Source organism: Leptospira inadai serovar Lyme str. 10, assembly GCF_000243675.2.
GTDB classification, from domain to species: Bacteria; Spirochaetota; Leptospiria; order Leptospirales; family Leptospiraceae; genus Leptospira_B; species Leptospira_B inadai.
Genome location: NZ_AHMM02000025.1, coordinates 840281 through 854325, shown reverse-complemented (window position 1 = coordinate 854325; position 14045 = coordinate 840281). Strand labels below are relative to the sequence as shown.

The window sequence follows — 14045 nt, the reverse complement described above, 5'->3', positions numbered from 1 at the left end:
AAGAAAGAAATGATCAATCAAACCGTTTTACTCAAAGCGAGTCTGATCATCGGGCTCTTTCTCTTTATTCTTTTCGGTTTCCAAGTGTATCAGTTCAAAAAGTCTCATGAATCTTTATTACAAGAATTGTATAGACTACAGGTAAATTTCGGAAAATCCGTCGACGGAAATGATCCCTATGTTAAGAACGAAGTAAAAAATACGATCCTAAAGAATGCGGGAAAAATCCAGGCCTGTTACAACGAGTATCTAGGGACGAAACCTAAGACAACGACAGGAATAACCCAAATCGACTGGAGAATCGACATCTATGGGAACGTACTTATTCCTGAGATAGTGCGATCTAATTTTACCGAAGAAAAATTCCGAAGATGTTTAACGGATAAGATCTCTTTATGGACCTTTCCTCCTCCGCCGATCGAAAAATACGTTTCCCATAAATTTTCCTTCGCAAAGAGATAGTCCGTTTTCGACGTATTCTTTCATTGACGAATGCAGAATAAATTCTTTCTTACGGTCGTACAGTCCGTAGCTGCAGTTCCAGTATCCAAAGAAGTGGAATCCACCGCCGAAAGACTTCCGTAATGGGCATTATTAATATAGCTCGGGTACGGATTCGGAAACCATTCCTCGTACGTGCCGACTGTCATACATTGATAAGAAGCCGTTTCCGTCCAATCCGACTTTAAGCCGGTCCAAATTCCTCCACTCGCTCCCGTTCCCAAAGGATTCGTTAAATTCCCTGCAGAAAAATAGAAGATAGGTACTTGAGCATGTGTCTTAAATAGAAGTGTTAAAGCGTCGCTGCCATAATAGCGAGTGTTTGTCGATAAAACCCAATTATGATTATTATTGCAATTGGGTGTGGATGGAAGACCGCAATTCGCGGTCGTTGTAATCGCTCTCGGAACGGAACCAGTTTGAACGATAATCAAAGCCTTGTAACTAGTCCCAGCCCCGGGCAACGAAGCCGGTTTTTCAGATGCGCAAATCGCGTCGGCCCCGGGAACACCACCGAAGGTTCCGAAATATCCGATTCCTCCTTGGGCCTGGTTCGTTGCTACGAACGTGCATTTATCGATGTCAGACGTTCCGACTTGGAGGGTTTGACTTAATCCTTTATCGGTTTGAATCGCGACCAACGGGTAATTCTGATCCAGGCAATCGTTATCGATTCCGTGTGTGATCGTAACGGTCGCACTCGGATTCGAAGACGAAAGAGTAATACTGGCAGGAGAAATAGTCATAACGGGACTGCTAAAACTCAAATTATAGGTAACCGGAGAATCCAATGACGTGGTCGAAGCGATTGAAATCACTAAGGAGCTATTTTCGGTAACGGTCGCATTCGATTGAAATCGAATCGGAGTTACACTTAACGCAGCGATAATATTCGGTAAAAAGGCTCCCAGGGGACTTTTACTAGAATCTAGTTGCATCGGTTTTGCCTGATTACAATGAATCGAAAGGATACCGCATAAAGGAAGGAGGCAAAAAATTTTAAAATCGTACAGTTTCATTTTAACTTCTCCCTGAAGATTCAGTCGACAGCTCGAATCTTCCGATCACCCCTAGAATTCGATTTTGAAATCGGTTTCCCATAGGAAAGAAATAAAGATTTGTAATAAACGCTAGGGCAGACGTTGCCGATCTGAAAAAGAAAATCCGACGACTCTCCGAGTTTAAACGTGGTCTTCTCAAATCTGAACGACACTTTTGGGTCTTTCTGCAATTCGAATACGATAGAAAAGATTTGAGAATAGTTGCGAGAAAAGTCCGTTTGCCGGTGACTTTCATAACCTTACTCCGATTGTTTTCGCTTTTAGGGGGTTCCCCTAACTAAAGAATACAACCTAAGGAATAGAATTTTGACCTATTTTTAAGAGTGCGGGTATTTTTAATATAGAACGCGATCTAATTTATACAATTCTAGTTAAACATAACATTATCCACAAATTGAAGTGGAGCGACTGAGGACAGATGCATTCGCTCAGAAGCTGCCACGGGCGGCCCCCTCTCTTCGTTCGGGTCACGCTGCTCCGGGCTCCGCGTTCGCTACGGTCTCAGCGACTCTTTCTATTAACATAAACCGTTATCCGCAAACGCTGCGACTGCTTCGCACCCTCCGCATCGTTGCCGCTTACAGAAGACGGAGGAGTAGAGTAGAGATGGAAGTCTGTTAGACTTCCATCCCCCTCAACGAACCGAACGTGCAGATTTCCCGCATTCGGCTCTTTTAAGGACTGTACCTCATTGCTTTCGCTTTTTGGTAGAGCTTGGATCTTAATTGAGTTAGTTTTTCCGATAAGCCATCATGATTCAATGGGTTCTTATCTATTTCCGTAGTGGATGTTTCCATCAAGCGGTCTTACTCCTTTAATTTCTAAGCATTCTCTATAAGAACCCCTTCGCTCCCTGAGCATTACCCCAGTTCTTCGCTACTATGAGTTCTTCCGACTTCCTTATTCGCCAAATGTAAATTATTCGTTCTCTACACTTGTTGCATTTAAGCACAAATAAGGATCTCCCAGGTTCCTGGGGTTTCCTTCGAAACGCGCTATCCAACTTTACCCCGAGTATTCCGACAAGTGCATTTGTTCATTTCTACCTTGTCGATTCCAAGCTTCATCTTATCAGAGAGACTGGCTAATACCACTTATTTCTGTTACGAGGCTTCCAACATTGGTTCGCTTTCGCTATGGATCATTTCTTTGCTACGAGAGGCTTCCTTTGTTCCGTTACCGTTACAAAGGCTCTTTTCGCTACCTGCCGAAGGAACAATGAGCAGGATGGAGGCCTTCCCTCCATTGGAAATCCCAGACTTTGCCTGGCGCACCTGAGGACAGTAGCTGCTCAATGTTGTGAAGGTTATAGAAGTAGAGGAGATATCTACTGTAATGCAGGAATCTTTCCATAGAGCATGGAAACTCGGCTCATCAATGTTCTGTCCTCAGTCCTCTGTCTTCTGTCCTCTGAATGACAGACGCGTTCGCTTCGCTCACGCTAGACAGTAGCTGCTCGATATTGGAAATGCAGCGGGGCTAGGGAGAAATCCACTATAATGCAAGAATCTCTCTAGAACGTGGAAACTCCGCTTATCAATGTTCTGTCCTCAGTCTTCTGTCCTCTGTCCTCTGAAAGTCCTCTGTCCAAGGGAGATCTAATTTCTTTAAAATCGGCGGAATTTGCAATTGACTTGGGTATAACCAAAGTCATACTTATTTTATGAAGACGGCCGTCTCAATTCCTGATGATTTATTTAAAACAGCGGAGAAAACCGCTAAAAGACTTGGAATTCCTAGAAGCCAACTTTTTGCAAAGGCGTTGGAAGAGTTTATTCAGTCACATAGTAAAGAATCCGTAACAGAACGATTAAATAAAATTTATGCAAACAGAGAAGATAACTCAAAAGACAGCATGAATAATCTATCTGTTGAATCGCTTCGTGAGAGTTTAAAGAATGACTCGTGGTGAAATTTGGTGGGTGGATTTAGGGATTCCATTTGGTAGTGAGCCTGGTTTTAAGCATCCGGTTTTAATAATACAAGATGATTCTTTTAATGAGAGTAATATTAGTACAGTAATTGCAGCCTCAATTACATCCAACTTGAATTTAGCAGAAGCTCCCGGTAATGTAATTCTATCTAAAAAAGATTCTAATCCTTCGAAAGACTCAGTCGTGAATGTTTCCCAGATCGTAACTTTAGATAGGGAACGGTTTCTTAATAAAATCGGCAAATTGAAATCAGGCAAGATGGTCGATGTTGAAGAAGGGTTAAAGCTAGTCATCGGCCTAAATTAACGGGGTCTGCGCATAACTTCGACCTGCCGTGTCGCTTCGGCTTACTTCGCAAGCCTCGCGCCAAGTTCTTGGACCCTATGACTCTTCCCCGATTAAGCGATTCCTCCAGTCTTTCTCCTTCTATTCGGAGTTTTTCCAATTTCCAAAAAGGATTCGATTACATAGGTCTGCGAAAATACGTAAAATCACGAATAGTTAGTTCTTCCGTTCTATTGGAAATTAAAAAAATCGAAGTATCTTCCGTCTTGAAAATTCCCGTTCGAGTGACCGTTTTCAAATAGTTGTTCCATATCGAATCCTCATTGCCATAGGCTACCGAACTCCCGAAATTACTATTCGCTGCACCCGTAATAATGGTGTTGGCGGCGGAGGCAAGGGAGGCTATAGTTCCGGTTTTTCCGGAGCTAAGGAATACATAAGTCCGTCCAAGGGTGCTAGAATAGGTGCTTGCACCGGCTGCGAGATCGGAATATCCGTCTCCATTGAAGTCGGAAAAGACGAGAGCGGAGGCGAAACTATTACCAGTGCCTTCCCCATTGATCGTAACCGAGGCTAGAGTGCTTAGCCCTGCACTTCCGGTGCTAGGAAATATATAGGCTCGTCCGGTGGCACTCGCATAATTAGCTGCCCCGACCGCTAAATCCGCATAACCATCTCCGTTAATATCACCGAAAGTAAGGTTACCTCCGAAAGTATCGCCGCTTGTTTGTCCAGTAATCATCGTCGTGGCGCTTCCTGCTGCGGAAACAGTAATCCCGTTAATTCCAGTACTTTGGAATACGTAAACCTTCCCGGTAAATGTATTATTGTAACGATTCGCACCGCTAGCAAGATCCGCATACCCGTCCCCATTCACGTCTCCGAAAGCAAGGGGAAGTCCGAAATCGTTATATATCGTTTCTCCCGATATGTTCGTATTGGCGCTACTATATGATGAGGCAGTAATCCCCCCATTTCCAGTGCTATGAAAGATCCAAATATTTCCCCTCGAAGTATTATAATAATTTCCTCCAAGCGCAAAGTCCGCGTACCCGTCTCCGTTCACATCCCCAAGAGCTAGGGATGCAGCAAAATTACTAGTTCCAGGTCCGGTAATGGTCGTACTTGCACCGCTATAGGATGATGCGGTGATCCCAGCGCCCCCCGTACTATGAAATACATACGCCTGACCTGCGTGATTAGAATACATATATGCCCCCGTCGCAAGATCCGCATAACCGTCACCGTTAACGTCACCAAGCGCTAGTGTATATCCAAGTTGGCTTCCGGCTATCCCCGTAATTGTAGTGCTTGCATTGCCTACCGACGAGGCGCTAATTCCGGTAATTCCTGTGCTGTGAAAGATATAGACCTGACCCGTATTTGCCGAATAGGCAGTTGCTCCAGCGGCGAGATCCGCATATCCGTCCCCATTTACGTCTCCAAGATCCACAAAATTTCCGAATGTGCTATTTGCAGTTCCCGAAATCGAAGCGTTCGCCGCCGCCAAATTGGAAGCTATAATACCGACCGATCCCGAGCTATAAAATAAAAAGACCTGTCCTGTATTCGAAGATGCGGAAGGAGCCCCCACCGCTAAATCAGGATACCCATCTCCGTTGATATCCTTATTCTTTCCTTGGCGTGCGCTAATTGATACGGAGGCGGAAACATTTCCTGTCGGATTCTTACTTCGTACATTGATCGAATGCAAGCTTCCTATTTTCCAAGTGTTAGCACCATTCGGGAGTTGATAGGCCCAGTTTGACGTACCGGTTGCGGGCAAAAAAGGCCCTCCGTCCAAGCTTACTTCCACCGAACTCACCGAATTACTATCGAATGCAGCCCCGACTATAAAGCCTGTCTCTATAACCGAATTTCCGGTATTCGATAGATTTGAGATGGTTATGGACTTCGCCAGCGTCTCTAGTGATAATAATGTAAGTAGTGAATTATCATCTCCTGATTTACTCTTTTTTTGCAACATTTCGAATATTGCAATCGAGACTCCGCAATTTAAAGAGGTCCACATTATTATTAAATAGAGTAGTATTCTAAGAGCTCGAATATTTCTAAGGAAATAAGATGATCCAAAGGCCTGTGATACATTCAAAGAAAATCGGGTCAATTTAGAACTTCTCCTGATTTTTCGAAAAATTATAATCCATTCACCTTTTATTCAAGAAGGACACAAATCAAATTACAACAAAATTTCCGGCAGACGCGATTCATTTCGTAAAATGATGCCTTGAAAAATAATAAACCCAATAAATTTATCCCTCAAACGAGTAGCATGAAGCCTATATTACGTAAAATTGAAATTAAGAATAATATTTAACAATCTTATGAAAACATTTACGGAAGAAAGTCGCTTATCACGGGCACGTAAAAAGGAAAAACTCCAACGACTCTCGTCCTTCTCTTGATCTCTTTAATTATCCGCTCTAAAGGATTATTGGTTCGTATCTTTCTCCAATGCTCGGAAGGAAAATCCATGTAGGCTAAATACATTTCCGTTAGAGCCTCCTCTGCGGAACTCTCCAGGCGTTCGTATCTTTCGATGATCGCGGACTCGAACGGAATTGTTCCAAGCTTAGGAACTTTAGACGGTCCCCATAAATCCGACTTCGCCGGATTACAACGTTACTTTTCCGCATTTTGTTTCAAAGTTTCTATTATAGGATCCGGCTCGAGTATCTACTCGAGCCGGATTTCTTTCCTACTTCGAGGCTTGGCAAAGTTTATCCGCCTCCTCATCTAAGAGAGCATTCAGCGTTTCTTCGACTGGACCTCTTACGAGTTCGCTCAAGTCCTTCTTGAGTTGGGCCTCATCCACTTGCATTACTTTCAGGTGGCTTTTATCTTCTTCTGCCCTCATGGGGGGCTCCTTATCTTGAAAATTGTTTGGTCACAATCTTAGGTAGGTTAGGAAAGCCTTTCTTTTTATCTTTAAATGTGCGAAAAAATTAGAACGTTATCATGGATCTTCCTTCCATTATAAAAGATTTCTATATACTCAAATATAGCAGCCTGACCATTGCTTTCTGATGCTTCGGAGATTGACAATTAGGCTAAAATATTCATCGTCTCCGCAAGATTTTTGGTAATCTTGGAACAGCTAATCGGTGAGTTTTCAGAATCCGCAACTAAAAAATAGTTGCAACACTCTGATTTCAAAACATTTTAAATATTAGTGAGCAAATTCGAAAAGTTACTTCTTAGGCTAAAGTCTAAACCAAGGGATTTTACTTACAGCGAGCTAAAAAATGTCCTGACTGGACTTGGTTACTTTGAAGTAAATCAAGGAAAGACTTCAGGGTCAAGAGTAGGTTTTATAAATGAAGAGACAAAGCACTTAATCAGACTTCATAAACCACATCCAGGAAATATTCTTAAAGCTTATCAAATTGAACTATTATTGGATGAGTTAAAGAAAAGAGGAATAATACAATGAAAGATATTTTGAGCTACAAAGACTTTATTGGATCCGTTCATTATAGCGACGAAGATGAGATTTTCTATGGCAAATTAGAAGAGATCGACGATTTGGTAACCTTTGAAGGGAAATCAGTGTCTGAATTGAAGAAATCCTTTAAAGATACAGTTGAAGATTATATTAGCTTATGCTCTAAGCATGGAAAGCCATTGTTTAAATCATTTCGTGGCACATTTAATGTTCGAATCAATCCTGACCTGCATAGAAAAGCTGTTAGGAAGTCGTTGGTTCTAGGAATTTCCTTAAATCAATTTGTGCAATCAGCGATCGAAAAGGAGATTGTAGATTCAAAATCGTCGAAAAAAAAGTAAGGTTTAAATAGCCTTACTGCTCTTAACAATCGTGGCTTCCGCCATATTCAGATTTGTCGATCGTTTTGCTAAGCAAGCGTCGCGCCAAGTCCCTTATACCCTATCTTATAAAATATCATACCAAAATATTAGGGACCTATGCTTATCCGATGATTCGGAGATTGGCAATTAGGCAGAATGTCCTCTTTGCCAATTTCCAATGTGAGTAGGTTAATGACTTATTAATGAAGGAGCTCCCCCGATTTAATGGACACGGTCGCATATAATGGAAATTTCGAAGAAAAATCGATTCAGGCCGCCGGAGCTTTTTGTCTCAGTTTTTGAATTTCTTTCCGAAACGATTCGTACGGATCGACATCCTCATCTTTGCCGTTCCTACCGGAAGCGGGCGCAGATTTCTCATGTCCCTTATTCGAAGAAAACCAAGTGTCGATATATTTTATGACCCTCGCGATACGGATCCTGGATTCTTCTTCCGCAGTCCGAACTTTACTTTGCAAATCCCCGGCAAGTTCGGAAAAAACTTTATGAATTTCCCGTGCCTTTGTACGAAAAGATTCATCACTCGAATAGCAAAGGATTTGGTCGTATTTTTCTTTACTACCTTCCCAGGTAAGCAAAACGAATTTTTCCCGTTCGATTATCTGATAAAAAACGTCCGCGGAGAATTCCGATGCTAGTGCTTGAATATCCGCCGCTAACGGCGGATACTTCTTCTTAAAATAATATTCGTCCAACAAAGAAGATAACTTGGATCGTTGGCCTGCATGGTGAATTTTCTCTTCTTCTTTGCGTCTTTCTTGAATTCTTGCCTGCTCGTCTTTTTTGGCGATTTCGAGATTCTTCCCTTTTAAGAAATTCTGTTGAACGCGAATTTTGTCTTTCGCCTGCGAAAAGAAAAAATCCTTAAAAATTCTACCGATACCGATCAAATCCAGAATCGGGTAAAACCACGGAAAATATTCCATATATCCTTTTCTTAATACTTTTCCGTATGCTTTCACGAATTCGGATTCCTTAAAGACCGATTTTATTTGGGGCTCATGCGCCTCGATTAATTGCCGAATGCATAAAATTTTCCACGCCTCGACTACATGAGCGGTGCTCAGACTCAAAATAATCTGTCTCACGCTTTCCGGATTTTTATGCATGAACGCATGGATGGTTCCGCCTTTCGTTTCCCAAGTCGCGTAGGCAATTTCGAGATCGTCCAATAACATCCGTTTTAGATCGTCCGGAAAATATCGAAATTCCTTATCGGGAATAAATAATACTTTCCGATCCCATCGAACCGCTTCCGCTAATAAAGTATGTTTAATTTCCTGAAATTGATTCCGTTCTTTTTCGAAATGCTGTCTCTGCATTTCCTTTTCCGCAATTTCCGCCAAAGTCCGTATTAAGACGACTCCCAACATTCCCGGACTTCCGTGTCCGGGATTCCTCGATTGCAACGCTTGTGAAAACGCCTCGGCTCTTGCTACGCGAAACTTTGGCGTGTCGGGATGAGACGGATCGGAATAATAGAATCTTTCCTCCATCGCTATTTTTTGAAACGTTTCCGACAGCACATGACGAAGAGCTTTCATTCCTTTCGTTTGAATAAAGTCGTCGACATATTCGATGATTTGTACGGCTTCTTTAGTATTTTTTAAACTGAAAAGACCGTAACCGGGAATGTCGACGACTCTTCCTTTCTTTGTAAGGTCGTCCTCTATTTCAAAAAGAAAATCTTTTACGAATTCGGGACTAGGAGGAATGGAAAACGTCTCGTCGTGAAACGCCTCTCGTAGATAAAGAAAGAGTTGAGGAAACGGTTTCTCTTTCATCGCCTTAGATTCCCAATCCGCCTCGAGATTTTCCCATATGACGGACTTTGTTAATTCCGGTTTGCGATCTAGATATCCTATCAAAGAGATAACGGATACATCCAGCAGCTCTAAATAAATTCGACTTAGATCCAGCGATTCTCCTTCGGGAAACGCCGCGAAACAAGGCCTGGGTGTAGGTAGCTGTTCCAATTCATCACCCATAAAATAGGCCAATTGGGAAACCGTTCCATCCTCGAGAAGGCGCTTTAGATGCAGATCCATTTCTTTCTGAGTTAATTCACCTACTTCCTGCAATCGGTGATGAGGTTCGAATAGATGGCGTGACTTCGCGTTTTTATAAGATGTGACTGCAACTATCGCTTTATACAAGGAATGCGTTACCTTGTCATTCATGTAATAACTTACGACTTCATTCAGCTTCTTAACTCGTAAAAAGCCCTGGAGAAGCGGACTCCCCGTGTTAGGATCTAACGGCCTCGAATCTTTTACAGTCATAATGAAAGTCCGATCCGTTCGCTCTTTCGGAATTTACGATCGGCAAGAACTTGAACAAATTCACTCATAAGCATCCACTACAGAATCTGCCGCCATCATATCCCCACCTCTATGACCGCTTCCACCAAAAACTTATTTTTGCCCCTATTTTCATGAACTAGCCGCTAGATAGAAGTATCTATACATTATCTGTCGACTAATCTCTTGACGGGGTCGATCGAGAACCTTTCCTGGAAGTTGGAATGCAACTTAGTAAACAATCTCCCTTTATTCCCAGAAAAGTATTATTGGTTATTTTAGACGGTGTCGGTTACTCTCCTAGAGGCCGAGAATTCGGAAATGCAATTGCTGCGGCAAAACTACCGTTCTTAAACAAATTATGGAATGATGCTCCGACCATTCATTTAAAAGCTCATGGAACTGCAGTAGGAATGCCGTCGGATGAAGATATGGGAAATTCGGAAGTCGGTCATAATGTACTCGGCTGCGGAAGAATCTTCGATCAAGGAGCGAAGTTAGTCAATAATTCCATAGCTAATTCTTCGTTATTCGAAGGCGGGGCCTGGAAAGAAATCGTAGGGAATTCCAAATCAAAAAACTCCACGTTGCATTTGATCGGCCTCTTTTCGGACGGGAACGTGCACGCTCATATCGATCACACGAAAGCTCTTATAGAAAACGCGATCAAAGTAGGAGTGCCGAAAATTCGGCTTCATATTCTGTTGGATGGAAGAGACGTACCTGAAAAATCCGCACTGGACTATTTAGTCCCATTTGAAAAATGGTTAAACGAATTAAGAAATAGCGGCAAGGATATAAAAATAGCCTCCGGGGGCGGCAGGATGACGATCACGATGGATCGTTACGAGGCGGATTGGTCCATGGTGGAGCTCGGATGGAAAGTTCATGTCAAGGGCGAAGGACGGCAATTTCCCGACACCGAAGCCGCTATCCGAACTTTCAGAAACGAGGACCCTTCGATCATCGATCAATATCTTCCCGCTTTCGTGATATCGGAAAACGGAAAGCCGGTCGGCCCGATCGTCGACGGTGATTCGGTGGTATTTACCAATTTTCGCGGAGATAGAGCCATCGAAATCTCCCAAGCATTCACACAGAAGAATTTCGATAAGTTCGATAGAGGACCGTTACCGAACGTCTGCTATGCCGGTATGACTCAATATGACGGAGATCTAAAATTGCCCGAGCGATTTTTAGTCACTCCGCCCGCGATAGATAGGACTTTGGGCGAGTATATGGCAAGCTCCGGCATTTTACAGTATGCGTTATCCGAAACGCAAAAGTACGGCCACGTTACGTTCTTTTGGAACGGGAATCGATCCGGGCATTTCGATATTTCAAAGGAAGATTATAAGGAAATCCCGTCCGATGTTATTCCTTTCGATCAAACCCCTAATATGAAGGCGGAGGCAATTACCCAAGAATTGGAGAAAGTCCTCTCGGAAAATAAGCACGACTTCTATAGAGTCAATTATCCGAACGGAGACATGGTAGGTCACACGGGAAATTTTACGGCCACCGTTCACGCGATGGAATTTCTTGACGAATGTATGAAGCGGCTTTCCCTCATATGCGCAAAGCAGGGAATCGTTCTTGTAGTTACCGCTGATCACGGTAATGCGGACGAAATGTATCAGTTGGACAAAAAAGGAAACGTTCAAAAGGACGCGACCGGACGTCCTGTTCCGAAAACATCTCATACCTTAAATCCTGTTCCTTTTAGCGTTTTAGATCCCGAAGGAAAATTTTCACTCAAGAAAGATGTCCCGAACGCAGGACTGGCAAACGTAGCCGCGACTTTATTGGACATCATGGGCTACCAAACTCCGGAAGGATATCACGAAAGCTTACTAGCCAAATAAACCGTCTCTTGAAATTAGAAAAGGAAACGAATCGAGATGTCGTATCTACTGTTTAAATATTTCCTAACATCGCTTCTGGTCGTATTAATATCGGAAGCTGCAAGAAGAAACGAAAGATTGGGCGGCTTGTTAGCCGCTCTCCCGATCATAACGATTTTGACGTTAATTTGGCTTAAGATCGATAAAGTTTCCTCCGAAAAAATCTCGAACCACGCATACTATACGTTTTGGTACGTTCTTCCTACGCTTCCTATGTTTTTAATTTTCCCGAAACTAAATCAAAAATTCGATTTCTGGCCGGCATTGATTATCTGTATAACCGGCACAATCCTGCTTTTTTTTCTTTTCGGATATCTAACCGGTAAATTCGGCATTAAACTTCTTTAATTCATCAGGGACACTTTTCTAAATCCTGTTTTTTAGAAGTCTTTGAACCGAAACGAAAAAGAAAAAACTTGAAACTCGTAAACATACCATTTAAAATCCGCTGACAATTTACGTATAAAAAATGGCGGAACACTTAAGATGGAAAATTTCCTGAGAACTCCCGAAGAAAAATTCGTTAATCTTCCAAACTATCCATTCCGTCCAAATTACGTTCAGCTAGATGCGTTTAGGATGCATTATCTGGATGAGGGAAATGCGAATGCAAAGGAAACATTTTTACTTTTGCATGGCGAGCCTTCTTGGTCTTTTTTGTATCGAAAAATGATTCCACCCTTAGTGAACGCAGGTTATAGAGTCGTGGCGCCCGATTTACTCGGATTCGGAAAATCGGATAAACCGACAGATCCGTCGATTTTCACTTATAAACGCCATGTAGAATGGCTAAAATCCTTTTTGCATCGGACGAACTTGAATAATCTTACTCTTTTTTGCCAAGACTGGGGAGGTCTGCTCGGACTGCGAGCGGTCGCGGAACTTCCGGATCGCTTTCTTCGAATCTGCGCAGGTAATACGTTTTTACCCACAGGTGATATTCCACCGAAGGAAGAATTCTTAAAATGGAGAGACTTCTCTCAAAAAGTAAAATCCCTTCCGATCGGAAGAATTATACAAAACGGATGCATTTCCAAACTTTCGAAAGATATAATTAAGGGATACGAAGCGCCTTACCCGGACAAAACCTACAAAACCGGGGCTCGAATCTTTCCCACTTTAGTACCCATAACACCTGACAACGATGCGTCTGTCGATAATCGAAACGCTTGGAACGTTCTCCGGCAATGGAAAAAGCCCTTTCTTACCGCTTTTAGCGATTCCGATCCCATCACCAAAGGCGGAGATATTTTCTTTAGAAGGGCTATTCCTGGAGCAAAGGGCCAGAAGCATAGTACGATCGCAAATGCGGGACATTTTCTTCAAGAAGATAAGGGAGAAGAATTAGCCGCAATTTTGATCGAGTTCGTAGAAAATAATCCGCGATGATTCTTACGCATGTGACTAACCTAAAGTTTTATCGACATCCTCGGACCTCGTAATTTGAGACTCGTTCAGGCCGTTCATTTGCGAGAATCCACCCCAAAGTATTTCGGCGGCACGACGAATGATCCTTTGATCCGGACCGCCTGATTCATTCGATTGCAATCGCACCAAACCGAGAAATGAACCGATCACTAGAGATGCACAGATATCGGAAAAATCCTCCGCGTAATCCGATCGAAAATAAACCGCAAGCTTGAGTTTAAGTCCGAGAAAATCCCTCTGGCTCTCCGCATCCAAATGCGCGGAACAGAAAAATCGATTGAGAAAGAGGAATTCACTAGGCCTCTCTTTAAAGAAGGAACCGATCCCTGTCCAGAGCAGGAAAAATTTCTCTCTTCTATCCGATCGCTCCCCGACTTCCTTTTCTAAGAAGGATAAAAATTCGAAGAGACATTTTCGAAACGACTCGTTGAAGAGATGATCTTTATTTCGAAAGTTTCGATAAATGGTCCCAACGCCTATCTTTGCACGCAAAGCGATATCCGGAATATGAGTTTCAAAAAATCCCTTTTCCGAAAATAATTGAAGCGCTGCCGCAATGATTCGTTCCTTGGACTTTCGCAGAGGTAAGTCTCTACCTATTAAATTTTCTCTCCCTCGAACGGAGGAAGAAGTTTCTTTTTCAGCGGACTCATTATCTATATAGCAGTGGTAGACTTCCGCTAGGTTTTTGTCGTTCATCGTGGCACCGGCTGATCATTTTTTTGTATTTGTTTCTATTTTTTACTAACGTTATCTTCTTTATTGATAAAGAAGTTTTTAAAA

13 protein-coding genes and 1 pseudogene are annotated in these 14045 nt (G+C 42.6%); 8 read left to right on the top strand and 6 right to left on the bottom strand.

Going from position 1 to position 14045, the window contains the following annotated elements; genetic code table 11:
- The first annotated feature begins 9 nt into the window (after nt 1-9).
- Nucleotides 10-462 carry an AgmX/PglI C-terminal domain-containing protein gene (locus LEP1GSC047_RS19770; protein WP_010415657.1) on the top strand — a complete coding sequence of 151 codons (453 nt, stop codon included), beginning with the start codon at nt 10-12 and terminating at the stop codon, nt 460-462.
- 20 nt (nt 463-482) lie between these two features.
- On the opposite strand, the gene LEP1GSC047_RS19765 is transcribed toward LEP1GSC047_RS19770, so the two are convergent.
- Nucleotides 483-1520, bottom strand: coding sequence for a DUF1554 domain-containing protein (locus LEP1GSC047_RS19765; RefSeq protein ID WP_010415658.1), 1038 nt, complete (start codon nt 1518-1520; stop codon nt 483-485).
- A gap of 1705 nt (nt 1521-3225) precedes the next feature.
- Between LEP1GSC047_RS19765 and LEP1GSC047_RS19755 the strand changes: the two genes are divergently transcribed.
- Nucleotides 3226-3474 carry a transcriptional regulator gene (locus LEP1GSC047_RS19755; protein WP_010415662.1) on the top strand — a complete coding sequence of 83 codons (249 nt, stop codon included), beginning with the start codon at nt 3226-3228 and terminating at the stop codon, nt 3472-3474.
- On the top strand, nt 3461-3802 hold the full coding sequence (locus tag LEP1GSC047_RS19750; protein ID WP_010415663.1) for a type II toxin-antitoxin system PemK/MazF family toxin: 342 nt from the start codon (nt 3461-3463) through the stop codon (nt 3800-3802). Before LEP1GSC047_RS19755 ends, LEP1GSC047_RS19750 begins: the two co-directional genes overlap by 14 nt.
- A gap of 157 nt (nt 3803-3959) precedes the next feature.
- Here LEP1GSC047_RS19750 and LEP1GSC047_RS19745 read toward each other — a convergent pair whose 3' ends face one another.
- From LEP1GSC047_RS19745 to LEP1GSC047_RS21950, 3 genes and pseudogenes are all read right to left on the bottom strand, one after another.
- A complete protein-coding gene (locus tag LEP1GSC047_RS19745) occupies nt 3960-5768 on the bottom strand; it encodes an FG-GAP-like repeat-containing protein (protein WP_238325620.1) in 1809 nt (602 codons plus the stop codon).
- 404 nt (nt 5769-6172) lie between these two features.
- Nucleotides 6173-6313: pseudogene (locus tag LEP1GSC047_RS22295) on the bottom strand (transposase); the annotation flags it as partial.
- Between the two features lie 187 nt (nt 6314-6500).
- The gene (locus LEP1GSC047_RS21950) at nt 6501-6659 is read right to left on the bottom strand and encodes a hypothetical protein (protein WP_020989172.1); all 159 of its coding nucleotides are present in this window, start codon (nt 6657-6659) and stop codon (nt 6501-6503) included.
- Between the two features lie 315 nt (nt 6660-6974).
- On the opposite strand from LEP1GSC047_RS21950, the gene LEP1GSC047_RS22290 reads away from it, so the two are divergent.
- Both LEP1GSC047_RS22290 and LEP1GSC047_RS19730 read left to right on the top strand, forming a co-directional pair.
- Nucleotides 6975-7235, top strand: coding sequence for a type II toxin-antitoxin system HicA family toxin (locus LEP1GSC047_RS22290; protein WP_010415667.1), 261 nt, complete (start codon nt 6975-6977; stop codon nt 7233-7235).
- On the top strand, nt 7232-7588 hold the full coding sequence (locus LEP1GSC047_RS19730; RefSeq protein ID WP_010415669.1) for a type II toxin-antitoxin system HicB family antitoxin: 357 nt from the start codon (nt 7232-7234) through the stop codon (nt 7586-7588). The genes LEP1GSC047_RS22290 and LEP1GSC047_RS19730 overlap by 4 nt, the downstream gene beginning before the upstream one ends.
- 290 nt (nt 7589-7878) lie before the next feature.
- On the opposite strand, the gene LEP1GSC047_RS19725 is transcribed toward LEP1GSC047_RS19730, so the two are convergent.
- Nucleotides 7879-9912 (bottom strand): hypothetical protein, encoded by a 2034-nt coding sequence (locus LEP1GSC047_RS19725; RefSeq protein ID WP_010415671.1) that lies wholly within the window; start codon nt 9910-9912, stop codon nt 7879-7881.
- Between the two features lie 242 nt (nt 9913-10154).
- Here LEP1GSC047_RS19725 and gpmI point away from each other — a divergent pair, with 242 nt between their 5' ends.
- From gpmI to LEP1GSC047_RS19710, 3 genes are all read left to right on the top strand, one after another.
- Nucleotides 10155-11795 carry a 2,3-bisphosphoglycerate-independent phosphoglycerate mutase gene (gpmI, locus tag LEP1GSC047_RS19720; RefSeq protein WP_010415673.1) on the top strand — a complete coding sequence of 547 codons (1641 nt, stop codon included), beginning with the start codon at nt 10155-10157 and terminating at the stop codon, nt 11793-11795.
- A gap of 36 nt (nt 11796-11831) precedes the next feature.
- Complete coding sequence (locus LEP1GSC047_RS19715; protein ID WP_010415675.1) at nt 11832-12182, top strand: DUF3147 family protein; 351 nt, start codon at nt 11832-11834, stop codon at nt 12180-12182.
- Between the two features lie 138 nt (nt 12183-12320).
- Nucleotides 12321-13223: a haloalkane dehalogenase gene (locus tag LEP1GSC047_RS19710; RefSeq protein ID WP_010415678.1), complete on the top strand. Its 903-nt coding sequence runs from the start codon at nt 12321-12323 to the stop codon at nt 13221-13223.
- Nucleotides 13224-13238: 15 nt separating this feature from the next.
- Here the strand turns inward: LEP1GSC047_RS19710 and LEP1GSC047_RS19705 are convergent, their stop codons facing one another.
- Nucleotides 13239-13961 carry a TetR/AcrR family transcriptional regulator gene (locus tag LEP1GSC047_RS19705; protein WP_010415680.1) on the bottom strand — a complete coding sequence of 241 codons (723 nt, stop codon included), beginning with the start codon at nt 13959-13961 and terminating at the stop codon, nt 13239-13241.
- Nucleotides 13962-14045 lie beyond the last annotated feature (84 nt).

Bases quoted from the DNA above. Each gene is read 5' to 3' on its own strand.
- LEP1GSC047_RS19770 (WP_010415657.1), top strand. From the start codon at position 10: ATGATCAATCAAACCGTTTTACTCAAAGCGAGTCTGATCATCGGGCTC.
- LEP1GSC047_RS19765 (WP_010415658.1), bottom strand. From the start codon at position 1,520: ATGAAACTGTACGATTTTAAAATTTTTTGCCTCCTTCCTTTATGCGGT.
- LEP1GSC047_RS19755 (WP_010415662.1), top strand. From the start codon at position 3,226: ATGAAGACGGCCGTCTCAATTCCTGATGATTTATTTAAAACAGCGGAG.
- LEP1GSC047_RS19750 (WP_010415663.1), top strand. From the start codon at position 3,461: ATGACTCGTGGTGAAATTTGGTGGGTGGATTTAGGGATTCCATTTGGT.
- LEP1GSC047_RS19745 (WP_238325620.1), bottom strand. From the start codon at position 5,768: ATGTTGCAAAAAAAGAGTAAATCAGGAGATGATAATTCACTACTTACA.
- LEP1GSC047_RS21950 (WP_020989172.1), bottom strand. From the start codon at position 6,659: ATGAGGGCAGAAGAAGATAAAAGCCACCTGAAAGTAATGCAAGTGGAT.
- LEP1GSC047_RS19730 (WP_010415669.1), top strand. From the start codon at position 7,232: ATGAAAGATATTTTGAGCTACAAAGACTTTATTGGATCCGTTCATTAT.
- LEP1GSC047_RS19725 (WP_010415671.1), bottom strand. From the start codon at position 9,912: ATGACTGTAAAAGATTCGAGGCCGTTAGATCCTAACACGGGGAGTCCG.
- gpmI (WP_010415673.1), top strand. From the start codon at position 10,155: ATGCAACTTAGTAAACAATCTCCCTTTATTCCCAGAAAAGTATTATTG.
- LEP1GSC047_RS19715 (WP_010415675.1), top strand. From the start codon at position 11,832: ATGTCGTATCTACTGTTTAAATATTTCCTAACATCGCTTCTGGTCGTA.
- LEP1GSC047_RS19710 (WP_010415678.1), top strand. From the start codon at position 12,321: ATGGAAAATTTCCTGAGAACTCCCGAAGAAAAATTCGTTAATCTTCCA.
- LEP1GSC047_RS19705 (WP_010415680.1), bottom strand. From the start codon at position 13,961: ATGAACGACAAAAACCTAGCGGAAGTCTACCACTGCTATATAGATAAT.